Below are 17,700 nucleotides of genomic sequence, written 5' to 3'. Positions count from 1 at the left end.
AAGTTAGTTAAAGGAATTGGTGAAAAAATGGACAAAACATCGTTAATTGGAATCATCTTAGCTATCATCGGAGTAGGTGTCGGCATGGTCATGAAAGGTGTCAGCCCTTCCGTTCTCGTCAATCCCGCGGCATGGCTGATCATCCTTGTCGGGACAATCGCAGCAGTTGTGATCGCTTTTCCAATCCGCGAGATCAAAAAGGTTCCCAAACTCTTCGGCATCTTGTTCAAAGAGAAGAAGATGATCGAAATCAACGAATTGATCCCGATGTTTTCCGAGTGGGCGCAAATCGCAAGACGTGAAGGACTTCTCGCTTTGGAAGCAAATTTGAATGAGATCGATGATGAATTTTTGAAAAACGGCATGAGCATGGCAGTAGACGGCCAAAGTGCCGAATTTATCAGGGACGTTTTAACTGAAGAAGTTGAAGCAATGGAAGAAAGACATCAAGTCGGAGCGGGCATTTTTACCCAGGCGGGCACATACGCGCCGACACTCGGCGTTTTGGGCGCTGTTGTCGGACTGATCGCAGCGCTTGCGGATATGAGCGACACTGAAGCGCTTGGACATGCGATCAGCGCCGCTTTTGTCGCGACCCTTCTCGGGATCTTCACCGGATATGTACTATGGCATCCTTTTGCCAATAAATTAAAGCGGAAATCCAAACAGGAAGTCAAAGTCCGCGAAGTCATGATTGAAGGCATCCTTTCGATCTTGGAAGGCCAAGCGCCAAAAGTCATTGAACAAAAGCTTTTGATGTATGTCTCTCCAAGCGAACGCTCCAGCATCGTCATCCCAGAAGGAGACAAAGGAGACAGCAGCAATGGCTAGAAAAAAGAAGCACAAAAAAGACCATGAAGAACACGTGGATGAGTCTTGGCTCATCCCATATGCCGACCTGCTGACACTGCTTTTGGCCTTGTTCATCGTACTGTTTGCCATGAGCTCGATCGACGCCAAGAAGTTTGATATGCTGTCTAAATCATTCAATGCCGTATTTACCGGCGGAACAGGAATGATGGATTATTCCAGCTTCACCGAGCCGAAAACGAGCACAACCGAAGATGGAAAAAGCCCTGACCAAGCAAAAGATCTCTCTCAAGATCAAAAAGAAAAAGACAAGCAGTCGCTGAAAAAAATTCAGGAGCAGGTCAACCGGTTTATTAAAGAGAAAAGTCTTGAAAAACAGGTCAATACGAAGCTGACAGACGAAGGCCTCCTCCTTTCCATCGAGGATAATATCTTTTTTGATTCCGGAAAAGCGGAGATCCGCCAGCAGGACATTCCGCTGGCCAAGGAAGTATCCGACCTTCTCGTCTTGAATCCGCCCCGCAATATCGTAATCAGCGGACATACGGACAATGTGCCGATTCGAAATTCTCAATTTAAATCAAATTGGCATTTAAGCGTGATGCGGGCAGTCAATTTCATGGGGCTTTTAATCGAAAATCCCAAGCTTGACGCCAAGATATTCAGCGCGAAAGGCTACGGAGAATTTAAACCGATCGCTTCAAATGACACCGAAGAAGGAAGAAGGAAAAACAGACGCGTTGAAATCCTCATCCTGCCGATCGGCCAGGAAAACTTGAATAAAAAAGAATAAGGAAGCTGCCTTTTGGCAGCTTCCTTATTCTTTGCCCTTATAAATATTTCTTGCGTTCAGTCCGACTTTTTTCAGCATTTCGATGCAGGCTTCTTTCTCCTCATCGCTTAACACGCTGATCATGTGGTGAAGCTCTTCTGCATGACCCGGAAAAATCTTCTCCAGGAGCTTGGTGCCTTTATCTGTAATTTGCGCATAGGTCACCCTGCGGTCGGTCGCACAGGCTCTTCTCGCGATCAGCTCCTTTTGCTCAAGCTTGTCAACCACATATGTAATACTCCCGCTCGCCAGTAGAATCTTATCCCCTATTTGTTGAAGGGGCTGATCCCCTTTATGATAGAGGAGTTCTAAAACGGCAAACTCGGTTGGATTCAGACCATGATGATGAATATGTTTATTCATATGATCATTAATGGATCTGTACGCTCGAGATAATACAATAAATAATTTCAAGGACTGTTCCTGTTCTCTATTACTCATATCTCTCATCTCCAAAGAAACAACTACAGGAAAACATTAATAAACTATGAGGAAAATGTCAACTGTTAACATTCAAACCATGTTATGATGAGTAGGAATCGAACATCAAATAGATATATCCGGAAATTCCCCGGTATTGTGTCCTATTTTCACGGTATTGGTTATCTTTTCTATAAATCGGCTCTCACTAGTGATATAATACCCCTATTCCTGTACCGATTGGGAGAGAGTAAAAATATGCGCAATTTGAAAAATCTATGGAAGAAAGTCAGGCTTTATTTGATCTTGGTGATGATCCCCGCCTTCATTATAAGCTTTTTTGTATACGAACAAGAACGAGAAAATATCACTGAAAAGCACCGTCAGACTGCGACTCTCATGCTCAATATTCACCGCAACCAAATCAACTACCTGATCGGCGAAACAGAAGCAAGGCTCAGCTCCCTTGCCACGGCCCTCAACCACCCTGTTAATGAGCAGCATATCAAACGAATCCTGACGGAAACGTATAAAAAAGAACCGCGTTTTTCGGCTTTATACCTTTTAAATAAAGACGGCGATGTCATGGTGAGCACGTCTCCCGTCAAAGAAAAAAAGAAGGTTTCATACAAGAACATTCTGCAAAAAGCGGAAAAATCAAAGAAATCCGTGATCACAGACGATATACATACAGTGTCGGACAGGCTGGAGCTGAATATTTTTACTCCTGTCTATGACAGCGAAGGCAGAACGACAAATTTTCTGCTGGCTTCGATCCGCGTCGATTATCTGAAAAATATCATGAACGTCCTGAGCCCTGAGCTTTATATCAAAATTCTCAACCAGAAGAATCAGATTGTCTTTACAGCAGGCCATTCTCCTCCTGAGAAGCCGGACGGCGGCACCGTCGATGCTTTTTTGGATCAGATCGACTGGAAGCTTGAAGTTTATCCGGAACCGGTCCAGCTTGATGAAATCGTTCACAGTCTTCTGCTGTCATTTTTAAGTATTTTCATTCTGCTGAATATTATGTTCCTCATGCTCCAGTATGTGCTGCTGAAGCGGCGGACCAAGCAGGAGCGCGCCCAAAATGAAGCCCAGAAGCTCGAATTAATCGGCACCCTGGCAGCGAGCACCGCTCATGAAATCAGAAACCCGCTGACAGGTATCAGCGGCTTTATCCAGCTCCTGCAAAAAAAATATCAATCAAAAGAAGATCAAATGTATTTCTCAATCATCGACCAGGAAATCCGGAGGATCAACCAGATTGTCAGCGAGTTTCTCGTGCTCGGAAAGCCGACGGCAGAGCAGTGGCAGCTTAACGCCATGAATGAAATGATTGACGAAATCATGCCGATTATTCATTCTGAGGCAAATTTATATAATGTGGAAGTGGAATTTCAAGACTGTGGAGAAGACCCGGCTTATGTGTATTGTAAAAAAGATCATATTAAGCAGGTTGTCTTGAACGTCGCCAAAAATGCTCTTGAATCGATGAAAAACGGCGGAAAGCTGCTCATTCAAATCGAACATCATCAAGAGAAGGCGCAAATTATTGTGAAGGATATCGGAGAAGGCATTCCAAAAGAAATGATGGAGAGTATTTTCCAGCCTTTTGTCACGTCAAAGGAAAAGGGAACCGGACTCGGCCTTGTCGTGTGCAAGCGCATCATTTCCATGTACGGGGGAACCATTCAGATCGAAAGCGAACAGCATAAAGGAACGACTGTAACGATTACGCTGCCGACTTCAAAGGAACAGGTTGACTGAGGCTTCCCCGTTCCTGCAAAGAGCCTGCCTTTCACGGCAGCTCTTTTTCGTTCAGTCACTATGCCGTATATTTTTCAACGGTCAGACAGTCGATGCAGCCTAAAAAATCCTGCAGCAGATGGTCCGACGCATTTTCATTCATAGACAGTTTTTGATATTCATAAATTAATTGATCCAGCTCCTGGCTCCGCCTGATCGTTTCATCCCCTGTAAATCCATAGATTTCAGCGGCTTCAACCATCATTTGCCGCTTCTTGCTGATGGAAACGAGCAATGCTTCTTTTTCAACATAATTTTGCATACGCTTCACCCCTTACCGACATATCGTTTCTTAGAACCATCCAGATTTTGCGTACTTGAGCATTATTACAGATTATACTTATTTTGTAAACCTATTTCTCAAAAAATTATTTTGAAATCGAGTATAATAGAATTGTGGAATTAAAGGTGTAATACCCCTCGATGAAATACGGCAAACACCTTTAAAAGAGTTCATGAGGATAGAAGGAGGTCTAAATGATGAAAAAACCAGTGTCAAGGCTCCGAACCATCTTTGCCGTGAAAGAAGCGTATTCAGGCCTCTTATTGTTTTTCAAGGCATTTAGAGCCTGGAGAAAGGGAGACTTCCCCTTATTCCCGAAAAAAACGATTTTACTGGCCGCGCTGGCATTGATTTATGTGCTGTCTCCGATCGATTTGATTCCCGATGTTCTCGCAGGTGTCGGCTGGCTTGATGACGCGGCTGTGCTCGCTTTTCTATTCAGGCAAATCACCAAAGAGCTGGACGGATTTGAAATACATCTAACGGGAGGAATAAACGGCAATGGCAAACAATAATATTCTCGGTATCAATCATCTCTTGTTTTCAGTCTCTGACCTGTCCGTCTCTATTTCATTCTATGAAAAGGTGTTTGATGCCAAGTGGCTCGTAAAGGCCGAGAAAACCGCTTATTTTGACCTGAACGGCATCTGGCTCGCATTAAACGAAGAGAAAGACATTAAGAGACAGGAAATCCACGACTCTTACACCCATATCGCCTTTTCGATTCAACAGGAAGATTTGCCGTTCTGGGAAAAGAAATTACGCGATTTAGGTGTAAACGTGCTAAAGGGCAGAAAACGGCATGAAGGCGACAAAGATTCAATTTATTTCTCAGATCCGGACGGCCATAAGTTCGAGCTTCACACCGGCTCTGTATTTGACCGTCTTCAATACTATCAAAATGAAAAACAGCATCTCTCCTTTCATGAAGGCCACATCAAGGCCCTTTATGACAGAAACAAATAAAAAAGCGTCCACACGGACGCTTTTTCATTATCGGCTCACACTCTCTTTCTCATAAATCGGCACCCAGCCCTCTGTCGTCACAAAGATTCTGACAGCCACGACTTTTCGGTCTTCCTGAAGCGTGAAATAATGGCGGGTGTTTTCAGGAACGGAGATCAAATCTCCCGGATTTAAGAGGACATCAAAAAATGTGCCGTCTTTTCCTTCTATCGCAAAGATGCCGTGGCCGCTGACGATAAATCTGACTTCATCGTCTGTATGATGATGTTCCTGTTTGAAATTTTTCAAGAGCTCATCGAGTTTCGGATTTTGGTCGGAAAGCGAGATGACATCGCTCGCTTTATAGCCGCGGCGTTCTGAAATGTCTTTGATTTCAGCGGCAAAGACGTCTAAAATCTCCTGTTTCTCTTCATCGGTCAAATCGTATTTTTCTTTTAAGCCGGCCGGCAGCTTTGTGATATCCCATTTTTCATAAATGACCTCCTGCCCCTTTAGAAATTGTTCTACTTCTTCCTGCTTTTCAATGGTCGTGTTTTGTTCATCATGGATTCGAATTGTCGCCATGCTTTCTCCCCCTTTTTAATTAACGTGGTAAGCCTGCAAAGCTTTCAGTTTTAAATGCCAGCTGAACAGGAATTCATACGCTTCAAGCATCCGCTTTGTCTCAAATGCCGTTTTTCCCCAGACGGTAATGCCGTGGCTGCGAATCAGCACTGCCCCTGAATCGCCTGAAAGGTGTCCGGCAAAATCCGCCGCCAAATCCGGAATATGAGCGCTGTTTTCGATAATCGGGATCGCAATCTCCGCATTTTCCTCCCAAAGACCGAGCGCCTTTATGATTTCCTGGCCTCTGAATGTCGCTTGCTTTTCTTTTGCGTAAAGCTCTGAGATGACATTGTTGTCAATCGTATGGACGTGAAGACAGCAGCCCGCGTTTGTATTTTGATAGACACGGGTGTGCAGCAGCGTCTCCGCTGACGGTTTCAGCGTATGTCCGGTCTCCGCCGGTCTCCCCTCTTCGTCCGCCAACAGAAAATCCTCCGCGGATGCTTTTCGCTTATCTTTTCCGCTTGCTGTGATGAGAAATCGCAGCGGGTCTTCTGATACTTTGATTGACAGATTGCCGCTTGTCGCAGGGAACCAATCCCTTTCCGCAAGCTCTTTTTTTACCTCGGCAAGTTCGTGCCATTTTTGCTCAGGGTCCATTCTTTCACCTCCGCGGTCTCTTCAAGTATTCGCTTTACATCACGGAAATCGCCGAATCCCGCATGCTTCAGGCCGAGTCCCTCACATTCCCGCAGCAAATAATCGCGCGCGATGCACAAGTCGGAACATTTGGCAGCTTCAACATCTGTAACAGAGTCCCCAATCATGACAACAAAATCGTCCCAGCCTTTCAGCCGGCGGATGATAGAAGGCTTGCAGCAGCCGCATTCATTTCCGCAGCTGCCGTCACACGGATACGGCCAGCGGATCTCGATATTGCGCCCTGAAAAGCCGGCCTCATTGCAGTAAATGCGTTCCTTTTCGACAATGCCTTCAAGCAGTGGATAGACGAAAAAGTCCATCCCTCCGCTCACGACGTAAAACGGAAGACCCTGCTCATCCAGGAAAGAGACAAACTCTGTAAACCCGGGGCGGATCTCGGCTTGTTTCATTACATATTCCATAATGTCTTCTTTCAGGCTTGTCGGCAGCAATTGAAACATTCTGCCGACCCCGTCCTTAATCGATATGTCCCTGGACAGAACCCCGTCTTTTAAAGCGAGCCACTCTTCTGGAGCAAATTGTTTCATAATGCTGATGATGTTGTCGTTCGTTGTAATGGTTCCGTCAAAATCGCAAATGATAAGCGGCTGCCTCATACGGAAACCTCAACCTTTCCCCATTTTTCAAGGGCGAGCTTCAAATCGGGAGAACGCTTTGCTTTTTCTTCGACTGGCTCCGCTTCCAGGACGGCATCAATGATCGCCCGAAACGCTCTTCCTCCGCCTGCCGCTCCGTTTGGATGACCGTGAATCCCCCCGCCTGCGTTGATGATATGGTCAATGCCGAAGTCTTTCATCAAGAGCGGCACCATGCCGGGGTGAATACCGGCCGACGGAACGGCGAATGTCGGTTTAAAAACGTCTTCCTTCGTGCATTCATCATATATGGCAAGCGCATCCTGCTTCGGCAGAGCAACGCTTCCGTACGGTGAAGGGAACAGGCTGAAATCAGCACCCGCATACCGGTTGAGCTTGCCGAGCAAAAGCGAATGGGAAAAACCGTAATGCGGCGACGAAGTGAGTGCGCCGCTTACTGCCGGGTGCGCCATGATCGGCAGCGGGATGTCGTCGTCTTCCGCAAGGCTTTGCAAAACATCGAGCCCGTAGGCAAACACATTCAGCAGCAACACATCGGCTCCGAGCTCGGCTGCTTTTCTCGCCTTCGATTTCAGCTCCATTGTCCTGCCCGTCAGGTTGACGGCATACAGCGTTTTGCGCCCAGTTTCTTCAAAAGCTGCCTCAAGCACTTTTTTTCCTTCCGTGATTCGTTTTTCAAAGGGGGCACTGCCTGTTTCGAATAAGATTTCATCGTCCTTGATCAAATCCACTCCGCCGAGCGCCTGCTGTCTGAGCTGTTCCTTCAAGTCTTCCATATCGCGGCCGATGACGCCTTTAAAAATGCTCATCAACAGAGGCCTTTCAAATTCGCCGATTTTTTTCCGGATCCCGTATACGCCGAATTTCGGGCCCGGCAATGATTGTTTAAAAGACTGCGAAAACTCCAAATCCGCCAATTTGATTTTTCCGTCGAGAGACAGCTTTCCAAAAACGGTCGTCAGCACAGCGGGAATGTCGCTTGTAAAATTGGCTTCCGGATAAGCGATGGTGACCGTTGTCTGTTTTTCCCCCAGCGTGCTTTCTGTTTCTTCGACCTTGACGACGCGTCCTTTATGCTTTTTCAGCTGTTCCTGCTTTAAGAGCGGCAGATCTGTCCACGACCCGACCGTCAGTCCGATCGCAATTTGCTCGGCCCGCTTTTCTGCGTCACATCCTTGATCTGTCAAAACATATGTTGCCAAAAGTTCACTCATTCTGTAGCTCCTTCCTGCTTCATGCATATAAAAAACCTCTTTTGCTGCTTTAGCTAAAAGAGGTTTCGCATTTCAGGTTCGAATCCTTATCTCTCAGCGTCAGCTGCAAGAATTAGCACCGTGCTTAAAAAGTCGGTTGCCGGGCTTCATCGGGCTTGTCCCTCTGCCTGCTCTTGATAAGAATATTGATTTTATAAATTATTTTGAATTATCCCATCGTTTTTCCCGGTTGTCAATGACTGTGGCCGGTCTTTTTGAATATATTCAGCTTGGCAATGCGCGAAGCCGCTTCCCGGAGCCGCTCTTCGCTTGTCAAGAGGCCGACTCTCACATAGCCTTCTCCGTATTTGCCGAAGCCGATGCCGGGCGCTGTGACGACATTCGCTTTTTCGAGAAGCAGATCGGAAAAAGCCTCAGATGTATACCCGTCAGGGACAGGCATCCAGGCGAAAAAAGAACCTTGCGGAGCATCCGCGTGCCAACCGATTTCGCGGACCGCACGAATCCATACATCCCGCCTTTTTTCGTAGCGCTCATTTTGCTCCTTGACACACGCTTGGTCTGATAGAAGCGCGGCTGCCGCGGCGTCTTGGACCGCTTTAAAAAGGCTGACATACATATGGTCCTGATAAAGGTTCAGCGCTTCGATCACAGATGCGTTGCCAACTGCAAACCCGACCCGCCATCCAGCCATATTATACGTTTTGGAAAGCGTGTAAATTTCGATTCCTGTGTCTTTTGCCCCCTCCGTTTCGAGAAAGCTGACAGGCCTCTTGCCGTCGTAGCCGATCGCACCGTAGGCAAAATCGTGGACGACGCAAATTCCGTTTGACTTGGCAAACCGGACAGTCTCTTCGAAAAAAACAGGCGTGGCTTGGGCACCGGTTGGATTGTTTGGATAATTTAAATACATGAGCTTCGCATTTTCTTTCACTTCCTTCGGAATCCGGCTGTAGTCAGGCAGAAACTGATTGCCCGCTGTAAGCGGCATCGTTGCCATGTTCGCTCTTGCCAGCTCAACGCCCGACCAGTAGTCGGGATAGCCGGGATCGGGAACGAGCACGGCATCCCCCGGATTTAACAAACATTGCGGAAGCTCGACAAGACCGGCTTTTCCGCCGAACAATACAGCGACTTCGCGTTCGGGATCGAGCTCTACACCGTATTCCCTTCGATAGAACGCGGCTGCCGCCTCCTTGAGTGAACGGCTGCCGCGAAAGGAGGAATACTGATGGTTTTCAGGGTTGCGAACGGCTTGCGCCATTGTATCAACGATGTGATCAGGTGTCGGCTGATCGGGATTCCCCTGGCCGAGATTGATCACATCATGGCCGGCGGCGATTTTTTCATTCACCTTTTTCACCAAGGAAGCGAAAAACTGCTCAGGCAGCTGTTTCAGCACATCTGAAAGCTCAAATTTCATATGATTCACCCGCTTTTGAAAAATTCTTGAAATGATAGTCCATCATCATATATTGTTAAATGTAAAATGTAAAGAAAAAAATGAGGTGATCCAGATTGAAGCTGACAATTTCATGTCTGCAATTCGATATCGCATACGGCAATCCTTCTGAAAATTTTAAAAAAGCGGAGCAGCTGATCGAACAGGAAAGCCGGAAAGCGGATGTTCTTCTCCTTCCCGAGCTGTGGACGACGGGTTATGATTTAAAAAATCTCGGCTCCATCGCAGATGAAGAAGGCAGGCAAACGAAGAGATGGCTGCAGGAAACGGCAAAAGCAAACCGTGTCCATATCATTTGCGGCTCTGTCGCCGTTAAGAAAAAAAGCGGTGTGTACAATATCATGTACATCGCAGACAAAAACGGACATTTGATCAAAGAATACAGCAAAGCTCACCTTTTCCAGCTGATGGACGAACACCTCTATTTGTCAGCGGGCTCAGGCGACGGGAGCTTCGAGCTTGAAGGGATCCCGGCTGCGGGGTTTATCTGCTACGACATCCGTTTCCCGGAATGGATCAGAAAACATACGAAGGAAGGTGCGGGCATCATCTTTGTATCGGCGGAATGGCCGCTCGCCCGCCTCGATCACTGGCAAAGCCTTTTAAAAGCCAGAGCGATTGAAAATCAGTGCTTTGTCGCAGCCTGCAACCGAGCGGGAAGTGACCCGGCAAACGAATTTGCGGGTCACAGCATCATCATTGATCCGCTCGGCCGCACCCTCGCTGAAGCAGGGAGCGGTGAAGCCGTCATCAGGACCGAAATCAACCTCGGGGACATTGAAAAAGCGCGGGGGCAAATTCCGGTTTTTGAGGACATTCGCAGAGATTTATATTAAAAAAGTGTTGACAAGAAAACTGAGATGCTGGTAACATTTTCAGCAACTGACCGAACTGAAATTTCAAAATTTTATATTGATTTCTCTTATCGAGAGTTGGGTGAAGGACTGGCCTAATGACCCCAACAGCAACCGACCGTAATACCATTGTGAAATGGGGCGCGAAATTCTGCGCCGCTAGGGCACGGTGCTAATTCCATCAGACTTTGAATTCTGAGAGATAAGAGAGGCGAACGCGACAAATCAGCCTCTTTCTCTCGATGAGAAAGAGGCTTTTTTATTGTTAACGACATTTAGGGGGAATCACACATGACCGTAACGAAAACCGCAGCATACGAAACTTTGACCGAAAGCTCCGCGGCCGCGCTGGCCGTTCGCCTCGGGCTTTTTCCAAGCAAAAGCACCCTGACATGCCGGGAGATCGGGGACGGAAACTTGAATTTGGTCTTCCGCGTGTATGACAAAGAGCAGCAAAAAGGGCTGATCATCAAACAGGCGGTGCCTTATGCGAAAGTCGTCGGCGAAAGCTGGCCGCTGTCGCTTGACAGGGCGAGAATCGAAAGCAGTGCGCTGATCCGCCAAGCCGAGCATGTCCCGCACCTTGTCCCGAACGTGTACTATTCTGACACCGAGCTTGCCGTTACCGTATTGGAAGACCTTTCTCACTTGGAAATCGCCAGAAAAGGACTGATTGACGGGAAGGATTATCCGCACCTGTCGGAAGACATCGGAGAATTCCTTGGAAAAACACATTTTTACTCGTCTGAATATGCACTTGACCCAACAGTTAAAGGGCGGCTTGTGAAGCAGTTTACGAATCCGGATCTGTGCGATATTACAGAAAGCCTTGTGTTCACAGACCCTTTCTTTGATCATGAGACAAACGATTTCGAAGAAGAGCTTCGCGATGAAGCGGAAGATCTTTGGCGCAATGAAGCATTAAAAATTGAAGCGGCAAAACTGAAACAGCGCTTTTTGTCTGCAGAGGAAACGCTGATCCACGGCGACCTTCATACAGGCAGCATTTTCGCAAGTGAAGAAGCCGAAACGAAAATCATCGACCCTGAATTTGCGTTTTTCGGCCCGATCGGGTTTGACATTGGACAGTTTATCGCCAACCTGCTGCTGCACGCGCTTTCCCGCGAAGAAAACAGGCGGGCTCCTTTATACCGCCATGTCGAGACCGTCTGGCATACGTTCAGCCGGACATTCAGCGAAGCATGGGAAAACGATGCTCTTGACGCTTGCAAAAATGAGAAAGGACGCCTTGAATCAGTTCTGAAGCAGGCGTTTGAAGACGCAGCAGGCTTTGCCGGCTGCGAAATGATCCGCCGGACGATCGGCCTTGCCCATGTGGCGGACCTTGAAACAATCGTTCCGTTTTCCCGGAGAATCAGCCAAAAAAAGCTCGCCCTTAAAATAGGCGCAGCATTCATAGAAAAACGCAGTGGTTTCCGGACGCCAAAAGACTTGATTGAAGCGTTTCGGAACGCACTTAAGGAGTGAATGACATGCCTGAACAATTTGCGGTGCCCCGCTCTGTCGAATGGGAAGAAGCATCGGTAAAAATTCTGAACCAGCAAAAGCTTCCCGAAAAGACGGAATACCTGCACCTCACAACAAAAGAAGACGTCTATGATGCGATTCAAACGCTGAAAGTGAGGGGTGCACCTGCCATCGGCATTACAGCCGCCTTCGGACTCGCCCTTTGCGCACAAAGCATCAATACATCTGACGTTTCCGCGTTTCTGGTGGAACTCGGAAAAATCAAAGATGAACTCAATCAGGCAAGGCCGACAGCCGTCAATTTATCCTGGGCTCTCAATCGGCTGGTAATAAGTGCGGAGGACGCAAAATCGGTCAATGAAGCAAAAACAAATCTGATCCATGAAGCCATTCAGATCCAGGTTGAAGACGAAGAAACGTGCCGGCAAATCGGACAGAATGCACTGCATTTGTTCAAATCGGGTGACAGCATCATGACCATCTGCAACGCCGGCTCGATTGCGACAAGCAGGTACGGTACGGCCCTTTCCCCGTTTTATCTTGCCAAAACAAAGGACCTCGACCTTCATATTTATGCCTGTGAAACGAGGCCTGTCCTGCAAGGGGCGCGCCTGACGGCGTGGGAGCTTATGCAGGGGGGAATTGACGTGACGCTGATTACAGACAGCATGGCTGCCCATACGATGAAAGAAAAAAACATTTCAGCCGTCATTGTCGGAGCGGACAGGATCGCGAGAAACGGAGATACAGCCAATAAAATCGGAACATACGGCTTGGCAATCCTCGCCAAAGCCTTTCAAATCCCGTTTTTTATCGCCGCTCCCCTGTCAACTTTTGATGTTTCGATTTCATGTGGCGACAACATTCCGATTGAAGAACGCGATCCGGATGAAGTCAGGCTGATAAACGGAACGCAAATAGCTCCGCAAGAGGTGCCAGTGTTCAACCCTGCTTTTGATATCACGCCGCACGATTTAATCTCTGGCATCATTACGGAAAAAGGGATTATCACAGACAGGTTTGAAGAAGAAATTGAAGCGCTGTTTTCCGCTGAAGCCCTTACTTAGGCCGCTTTAGCGGATTTTAATCGATTTGATGATGTCTTTCTTCTGCTCTTCGGTCAACACGTGCAGCTTGACGAACAATTCCGCGTATCCTGCTATTTTGTTCGGGCGGTTCGTTTTCACTTATTCGTCCTCCTTTTTTACCAAGACCAACATTTTTAACTTAATAAAATTATATGTCGCTGACGAAAAAAAGAAACGGCGTGCTCGTATATTATTTTCCCTTATACGCAATATTTTCGATGTCGAGCAGCACCGCTTTTTTATCCGTTTCATTTCCGGAGTACCCCGTTAAAGAACGATTTTTGCCGATGACACGGTGGCACGGGATCAAAATCGGCAGCGCATTTCTTTTATTGGCCTGGCCGATTGCGCGAACCGCTTTCGGATTCCCGACGGCGCACGCGATATCTAAATAGCTCCGTGATTCACCGTACGGGATCAACTGCAGCGCCTCCCACACTTTTTTCTGAAACGGGGTTCCATCCTGGCGGAGAGGAAGGGTGAACGTCTTCCGCTCCCCCCCTGAAATATTCTTCGAGCTGGCGCTTTGCCTCCTTCAACAATTCCGTTTCGGTCCGGCGAAGCTCCAAGCCGTCTTGCTGGAGCTGTTTTAGTTCATCTTTTTCAAATAGCAAATGTGTAATGTGGTGATTTTCCTCGACAATGTAAGCTTGTCCAAAAGGCGAGGTCATTTCAATATAAAAGCCCACGATGCGATTAAGCCTCCTCCTCATGATGCTGTCTGATCGGGAGAGTCAGATGGAATGTCGTGCCTCTCCCTTCTTCACTTTCAACTTCGATTTTTCCATTATGCTCTTCAATAATTTTATAACTGACCATGAGCCCGAGTCCAGTGCCCCGTTCTTTTGTCGTGTAAAAAGGTTCGCCGAGCCTCTTCAATTTGTCTTCTGTCATGCCGATTCCTTCGTCAGCAAGCGAGATAATGATATGGTCGTCTCCTTTCGGTTTGATCGACACATATACGTTGCCTCCGTCAGGCATCACTTCAATCGCATTTTTCAAAATGTTGATAAATACCTGTTTCAGCTGATTCGGCTCGCAATAAATCAGCGGAATGCCGCCTTCGCACTTCAGATGCATCTGAACGTTGTCAAGGTTTGCCTGTGCGTGCAGCAAATCCATTGTGTCCTGCATGATTTTGACGATATTTTTTTCTTCATACATAATCGCCTGCGGTTTTGCAAGGATGAGAAACTCCGTAATAATCGATTCAATCCTTTTGAGTTCTGATGTGATGACATTAAAGTAAAGCGCGTGATCCTCATTTTGGATGCTGCCTTTCAGCAGCTGGATAAATCCTTTTAGCGCCGTCATCGGGTTGCGGATTTCATGGGCAATTCCGGCTGCGAGTTCGCCGACGACGTGAAGGGTATCAGACTTGCGGAGCCGCTCTTCAAGCTCTTTTCGTTCTGTCACGTCTCTGAGCATCGCCAAGTTCATATTTTGAATGATATTTCTTTTAAATGAAAATTCAAGAATCCGTTTTTGGTCGCTCAGCAGGAATGGGATGTCATTGTCCATTTCTTCTAAGGAAATCGTTTTAGCGGGAGAAGCTGCATTTTCTATATGATAGCCGGAGATGACATCAAGTAGATTGGACGTTTTCAGCTGTTCAAGAGGGGTGCTGAGAATTTTTCCGGCAAGGGGGTTCGCATCGATAATGTCGTACTGGTTGTTGAAAAGAACGATTCCGTCCATTGATCCGTTGAATACTTTTCTGAACTTCAATTCGCTTTCCCGCAATTCTTGTTCCATTCGTTTTCTGTCGCTGACATTTCTTAAAATGGTTAGGTCCTGGCTGTCGAACATGATCCGTTTTGACGTGAACTCAAGCTCTTTATATTGTCCGTTTGCCATACGAAACAGCAGTTCCGCCCGGATTTTCCCTTTTTGATCATACTGCTTTTGAATGGCATGGTACCTCTGATCGGTTTGATCAATAAAATCGGTCATCTTCTTGTTGAGAAGCTGTTCCATCGGCAGTTCGAAGATTTTGCAGGCCGACTGGTTCGCTTTGACGATGCGGCCGTCGTTATTCATCAGTATAATGGCATCCATCGCATTTTCAAAGACTTCTCTAAAGCGTTCTTCGCTTTTAAACAGCTGTTTTTCCATCGAGCGCTTCTCGGTAATATCCCTCATAATCGACATGTAAAAGCCGTTTAAAATGTTCGAGGTTATCGTAAGCTCAAACAGCCGGTCTTCTCCTGATCTGAGCCGGACAGGAAGCTCCCCTTTTGCTTTCCCTCTTCTGAAAAGAGCATTCCAGATTTTATCGAGCCGCCCCTTGTTTTCAGGGGATACGAATTGTGACAGCTTCAGTTTTGAAAGCTCTGTTTTTTCAATTTCGAAGCTCTGGCAAAACGAATGGTTCGCATCGATGAAACAGCCTTGTTTATCAAAGATGACGATTCCTTCAACCGCGCGGTGAAACAAATCTTTAAACAGCTTTTCATTAATGGTGCGCTCCCGCTCCAATATTTTTTTCGATGAAATGTCCCTCATGACGACAAAATAGCAGTCTTCACCGATTCCTTTGCTTGCAGTAAACTCGATATATTTGACAGATCCGTTGTCAAGCCTGATGGCCACTTCTTTTTTCGCATATCCCCGCTCCAAAAAGCGTTGAATGCTCTGGTTCAGTTCATCCGGCGGGACGGCGTGCAGGAAGTCGAGCGCCGACCGGTCCAGCAAATTCTTTTTTTGGCTTTGCAGAATTTTGCAGGCGGCATCATTCGCCTGGATGATGTTCATCTGTTTATCCAATATAAAAATAGCGTCCAGCGTCCCGTTAAACAGCAGCTCATACTGATACAAATCCGCTTTCAGCTTGGCGTTCTCTTTCTTCAGTCTGTTCAGCTGGTTTTGCAGATTTAAGGATTCATTTAAATCAAGAGTTTCCTCCATTTATTACACTCCTTCTTGAAAACCTGTCCTCCAATTATTCTACAAACCGGAAAATCTTCCTTCATTTGTTTCGAACTTTTACAACCTTTCCGCCTATTTTACAGGAAGATGACGATATAAAAGTTCCTTACTGTTCAATTACATCGACCTAACAATAAGACTTAATGCATAGGAAAACACATGCTTTCTATTTTAAAATTTTAAAATGAGGCCAGACTGGTGGAAGACGTCATTCCGGAAAGAATGTTCCGGGGTTCAGACGCTTCCCGCACCGGCGCCTCCTGAAAATGTTTGTGAAAGGGTGATGTTATGGCGACTTCGCGCGACAGCTATTTCGACAATGCAAAATTCCTATTAATTTTTCTCGTCGTATTCGGACATATAATCAGGTCCTATATTCATGATAATGATGCTCTGCTTCATATTTATAAATTTATTTACACGTTTCATATGCCTGCTTTTATTCTCATATCAGGCTATTTTGCAAAAGGGTTCAACCGCCCCGGCTATGTCAAAAAAATCGCCTGGAAGCTGATTGTTCCTTATTTGATTTTCCAGGGAATCTATACGCTGTTTTATTCCTTTATCGATGATCAAAGCTTAACGGCCGCAAATCCGATTGAACCGCAATGGTCGCTTTGGTTTTTGCTGAGCCTGTTCTTTTGGAATATCCTGTTGTTTCCATTCACAAAACTGCCGGCGAAATGGGCGTTTGCCGCAAGCTTTGCGATCGCCGTTCTTGTCGGATATATCGACTTGATCAGCAACACGCTCAGCCTGTCCCGCACGTTTGTTTTCTTCCCGGTCTTTTTGGCGGGCTATTATTTGCAAAAAGACCATTTTAAAATACTGAGAGGCTGGAAAGGCAAGCAGGCCGCTCTAGCCGTTTTAGCAGCAACGTTCGTTTTCTACTTTTTTGTAGACTTCGATTACTCCTGGCTGTTCGGGTCCAAACCCTATTCGGAATTCGGCGATGTCGGTATAAAAAGCGGGTTAAACCGAGTGGCGCTCCTCGTCATCACGTTCGCTTCAACCTTCGCGTTCATGGCGCTTGTGCCTGAAAGGCGGTATTTCTTTACCCTGTGGGGAACGCGCACATTTTATGTCTATCTGCTGCACGGCTTTATCATCAAGTCGTTCAGAAAAACGGGAGCGGAAGAATGGCTTGCCGATTATCAAAGTCTGACACTATTAATCATCGCCACGGCGATTTTAACTTTCTGCTTATCAAGCGGATTTGTGAAAACGGTCGCCCAGCCATTCATCGAATTGAAAATGACGAATTTAATGAGGATGTTGAAAAAAGACAACGGATATAACCCTTATTTAAAATAAATGAAGGTCCAAATCGTTTCCGATTTGGACCTTTCAGATTGTTGAAAAAATCGCAAAACAGCTTTTTTGTTTTGCGATTTTTTCATCCCATCAGCGTGATTGAAAACCCTTGCAGTCTAGGAAGGCCGAGCATCGGAGCGGAGCGAATGTTAGAATTCGTGAGCACCGACGCACAGGCCTGACAACGAATGCGAGGGTTTGGCGACACGCTGGAAGGTGCAAATCGTTTCCGATTTGCACCTTTCTCGTTTGATCCGCAGTTTTATTCTTTATCCCGCTGCTGTCCGTCCGCCTTTTTGTTCTTCTTTTTATTGTTCTCGATCACATCAATCAATTTAAAGGCGTTGACATCGCCCAGTTCGTTTGA

At 46.6% G+C, this 17,700-nt stretch carries 18 protein-coding genes, 1 pseudogene and 2 riboswitches; of the genes and pseudogenes, 9 read left to right on the top strand and 10 right to left on the bottom strand.

Annotated elements, in window-relative coordinates; genetic code table 11:
• Window positions 1-27 precede the first annotated feature (27 nt).
• Window positions 28-831 carry a flagellar motor stator protein MotA gene (motA, locus tag ACH97_RS16285; RefSeq protein ID WP_020451149.1) on the top strand — a complete coding sequence of 268 codons (804 nt, stop codon included), beginning with the start codon at window positions 28-30 and terminating at the stop codon, window positions 829-831.
• A complete protein-coding gene (gene motB, locus ACH97_RS16280; protein WP_020451148.1) occupies window positions 824-1,603 on the top strand; it encodes a flagellar motor protein MotB in 780 nt (259 codons plus the stop codon). The genes motA and motB overlap by 8 nt, the downstream gene beginning before the upstream one ends.
• A 24-nt stretch (window positions 1,604-1,627) precedes the next feature.
• Here the strand turns inward: motB and mhqR are convergent, their stop codons facing one another.
• Window positions 1,628-2,083 carry a MarR family transcriptional regulator MhqR gene (mhqR, locus tag ACH97_RS16275; protein ID WP_020451147.1) on the bottom strand — a complete coding sequence of 152 codons (456 nt, stop codon included), beginning with the start codon at window positions 2,081-2,083 and terminating at the stop codon, window positions 1,628-1,630.
• A gap of 237 nt (window positions 2,084-2,320) precedes the next feature.
• On the opposite strand from mhqR, the gene ACH97_RS16270 reads away from it, so the two are divergent.
• Window positions 2,321-3,832 carry a PAS domain-containing sensor histidine kinase gene (locus tag ACH97_RS16270; RefSeq protein WP_020451146.1) on the top strand — a complete coding sequence of 504 codons (1,512 nt, stop codon included), beginning with the start codon at window positions 2,321-2,323 and terminating at the stop codon, window positions 3,830-3,832.
• 58 nt (window positions 3,833-3,890) lie between these two features.
• Here the strand turns inward: ACH97_RS16270 and ACH97_RS16265 are convergent, their stop codons facing one another.
• On the bottom strand, window positions 3,891-4,133 hold the full coding sequence (locus ACH97_RS16265; protein ID WP_020451145.1) for an aspartyl-phosphate phosphatase Spo0E family protein: 243 nt from the start codon (window positions 4,131-4,133) through the stop codon (window positions 3,891-3,893).
• A gap of 215 nt (window positions 4,134-4,348) precedes the next feature.
• Between ACH97_RS16265 and ACH97_RS16260 the strand changes: the two genes are divergently transcribed.
• Together ACH97_RS16260 and fosB are read left to right on the top strand one after the other, a co-directional pair.
• A complete protein-coding gene (locus tag ACH97_RS16260) occupies window positions 4,349-4,669 on the top strand; it encodes a YkvA family protein (RefSeq protein WP_020451144.1) in 321 nt (106 codons plus the stop codon).
• Window positions 4,656-5,120, top strand: coding sequence for a metallothiol transferase FosB (fosB, locus tag ACH97_RS16255; RefSeq protein WP_020451143.1), 465 nt, complete (start codon window positions 4,656-4,658; stop codon window positions 5,118-5,120). Before ACH97_RS16260 ends, fosB begins: the two co-directional genes overlap by 14 nt.
• Before the next feature lie 27 nt (window positions 5,121-5,147).
• Here the strand turns inward: fosB and ACH97_RS16250 are convergent, their stop codons facing one another.
• The 5 genes from ACH97_RS16250 to ACH97_RS16230 all read right to left on the bottom strand — a co-directional run bounded on the left by ACH97_RS16250 (window position 5,148) and on the right by ACH97_RS16230 (window position 9,622).
• Window positions 5,148-5,684, bottom strand: coding sequence for a 1,2-dihydroxy-3-keto-5-methylthiopentene dioxygenase (locus tag ACH97_RS16250; protein ID WP_020451142.1), 537 nt, complete (start codon window positions 5,682-5,684; stop codon window positions 5,148-5,150).
• 15 nt (window positions 5,685-5,699) lie between these two features.
• Window positions 5,700-6,326 (bottom strand): methylthioribulose 1-phosphate dehydratase, encoded by a 627-nt coding sequence (locus ACH97_RS16245; protein WP_048350686.1) that lies wholly within the window; start codon window positions 6,324-6,326, stop codon window positions 5,700-5,702.
• Window positions 6,287-6,985, bottom strand: coding sequence for a 2-hydroxy-3-keto-5-methylthiopentenyl-1-phosphate phosphatase (gene mtnX / locus ACH97_RS16240; protein ID WP_025810285.1), 699 nt, complete (start codon window positions 6,983-6,985; stop codon window positions 6,287-6,289). Before mtnX ends, ACH97_RS16245 begins: the two co-directional genes overlap by 40 nt.
• The gene (mtnW, locus tag ACH97_RS16235) at window positions 6,982-8,199 is read right to left on the bottom strand and encodes a 2,3-diketo-5-methylthiopentyl-1-phosphate enolase (RefSeq protein WP_025810283.1); all 1,218 of its coding nucleotides are present in this window, start codon (window positions 8,197-8,199) and stop codon (window positions 6,982-6,984) included. Before mtnW ends, mtnX begins: the two co-directional genes overlap by 4 nt.
• Before the next feature lie 83 nt (window positions 8,200-8,282).
• A riboswitch (SAM riboswitch) is annotated at window positions 8,283-8,382 on the bottom strand.
• Between the two features lie 49 nt (window positions 8,383-8,431).
• Entirely contained in the window at window positions 8,432-9,622 is a 1,191-nt protein-coding gene (locus ACH97_RS16230; RefSeq protein ID WP_020451138.1) for a pyridoxal phosphate-dependent aminotransferase, read from the bottom strand.
• A 95-nt stretch (window positions 9,623-9,717) separates the two neighbouring features.
• On the opposite strand from ACH97_RS16230, the gene ACH97_RS16225 reads away from it, so the two are divergent.
• The 3 genes from ACH97_RS16225 (at window position 9,718) to mtnA (ending at window position 13,070) form a co-directional block, all read left to right on the top strand.
• Window positions 9,718-10,497: a carbon-nitrogen family hydrolase gene (locus ACH97_RS16225; RefSeq protein ID WP_020451137.1), complete on the top strand. Its 780-nt coding sequence runs from the start codon at window positions 9,718-9,720 to the stop codon at window positions 10,495-10,497.
• Window positions 10,498-10,580: 83 nt separating this feature from the next.
• A riboswitch (SAM riboswitch) is annotated at window positions 10,581-10,724 on the top strand.
• Between the two features lie 82 nt (window positions 10,725-10,806).
• The gene (mtnK, locus tag ACH97_RS16220) at window positions 10,807-12,003 is read left to right on the top strand and encodes an S-methyl-5-thioribose kinase (RefSeq protein ID WP_020451136.1); all 1,197 of its coding nucleotides are present in this window, start codon (window positions 10,807-10,809) and stop codon (window positions 12,001-12,003) included.
• A gap of 5 nt (window positions 12,004-12,008) precedes the next feature.
• Window positions 12,009-13,070 (top strand): S-methyl-5-thioribose-1-phosphate isomerase, encoded by a 1,062-nt coding sequence (gene mtnA, locus ACH97_RS16215; RefSeq protein WP_020451135.1) that lies wholly within the window; start codon window positions 12,009-12,011, stop codon window positions 13,068-13,070.
• A gap of 6 nt (window positions 13,071-13,076) precedes the next feature.
• Here the strand turns inward: mtnA and ACH97_RS24090 are convergent, their stop codons facing one another.
• The 3 genes and pseudogenes from ACH97_RS24090 to ACH97_RS16205 form a co-directional block, all read right to left on the bottom strand.
• A complete protein-coding gene (locus ACH97_RS24090; protein WP_023857319.1) occupies window positions 13,077-13,190 on the bottom strand; it encodes a hypothetical protein in 114 nt (37 codons plus the stop codon).
• A gap of 91 nt (window positions 13,191-13,281) precedes the next feature.
• Window positions 13,282-13,780: pseudogene (locus tag ACH97_RS16210) on the bottom strand (methylated-DNA--[protein]-cysteine S-methyltransferase).
• Between the two features lie 7 nt (window positions 13,781-13,787).
• Window positions 13,788-15,998, bottom strand: a complete 2,211-nt coding sequence (locus tag ACH97_RS16205) for a PAS domain-containing sensor histidine kinase (protein WP_048350685.1) — start codon at window positions 15,996-15,998, stop codon at window positions 13,788-13,790.
• Window positions 15,999-16,307: 309 nt separating this feature from the next.
• On the opposite strand from ACH97_RS16205, the gene ACH97_RS16200 reads away from it, so the two are divergent.
• Entirely contained in the window at window positions 16,308-17,333 is a 1,026-nt protein-coding gene (locus ACH97_RS16200; RefSeq protein ID WP_020451132.1) for an acyltransferase family protein, read from the top strand.
• Window positions 17,334-17,700: the final 367 nt, after the last annotated feature.

This window comes from Bacillus paralicheniformis, from assembly GCF_001042485.2.
GTDB classification, from domain to species: domain Bacteria; phylum Bacillota; class Bacilli; order Bacillales; family Bacillaceae; genus Bacillus; species Bacillus paralicheniformis.
This window is presented reverse-complemented; position numbering and strand designations above follow the sequence as displayed.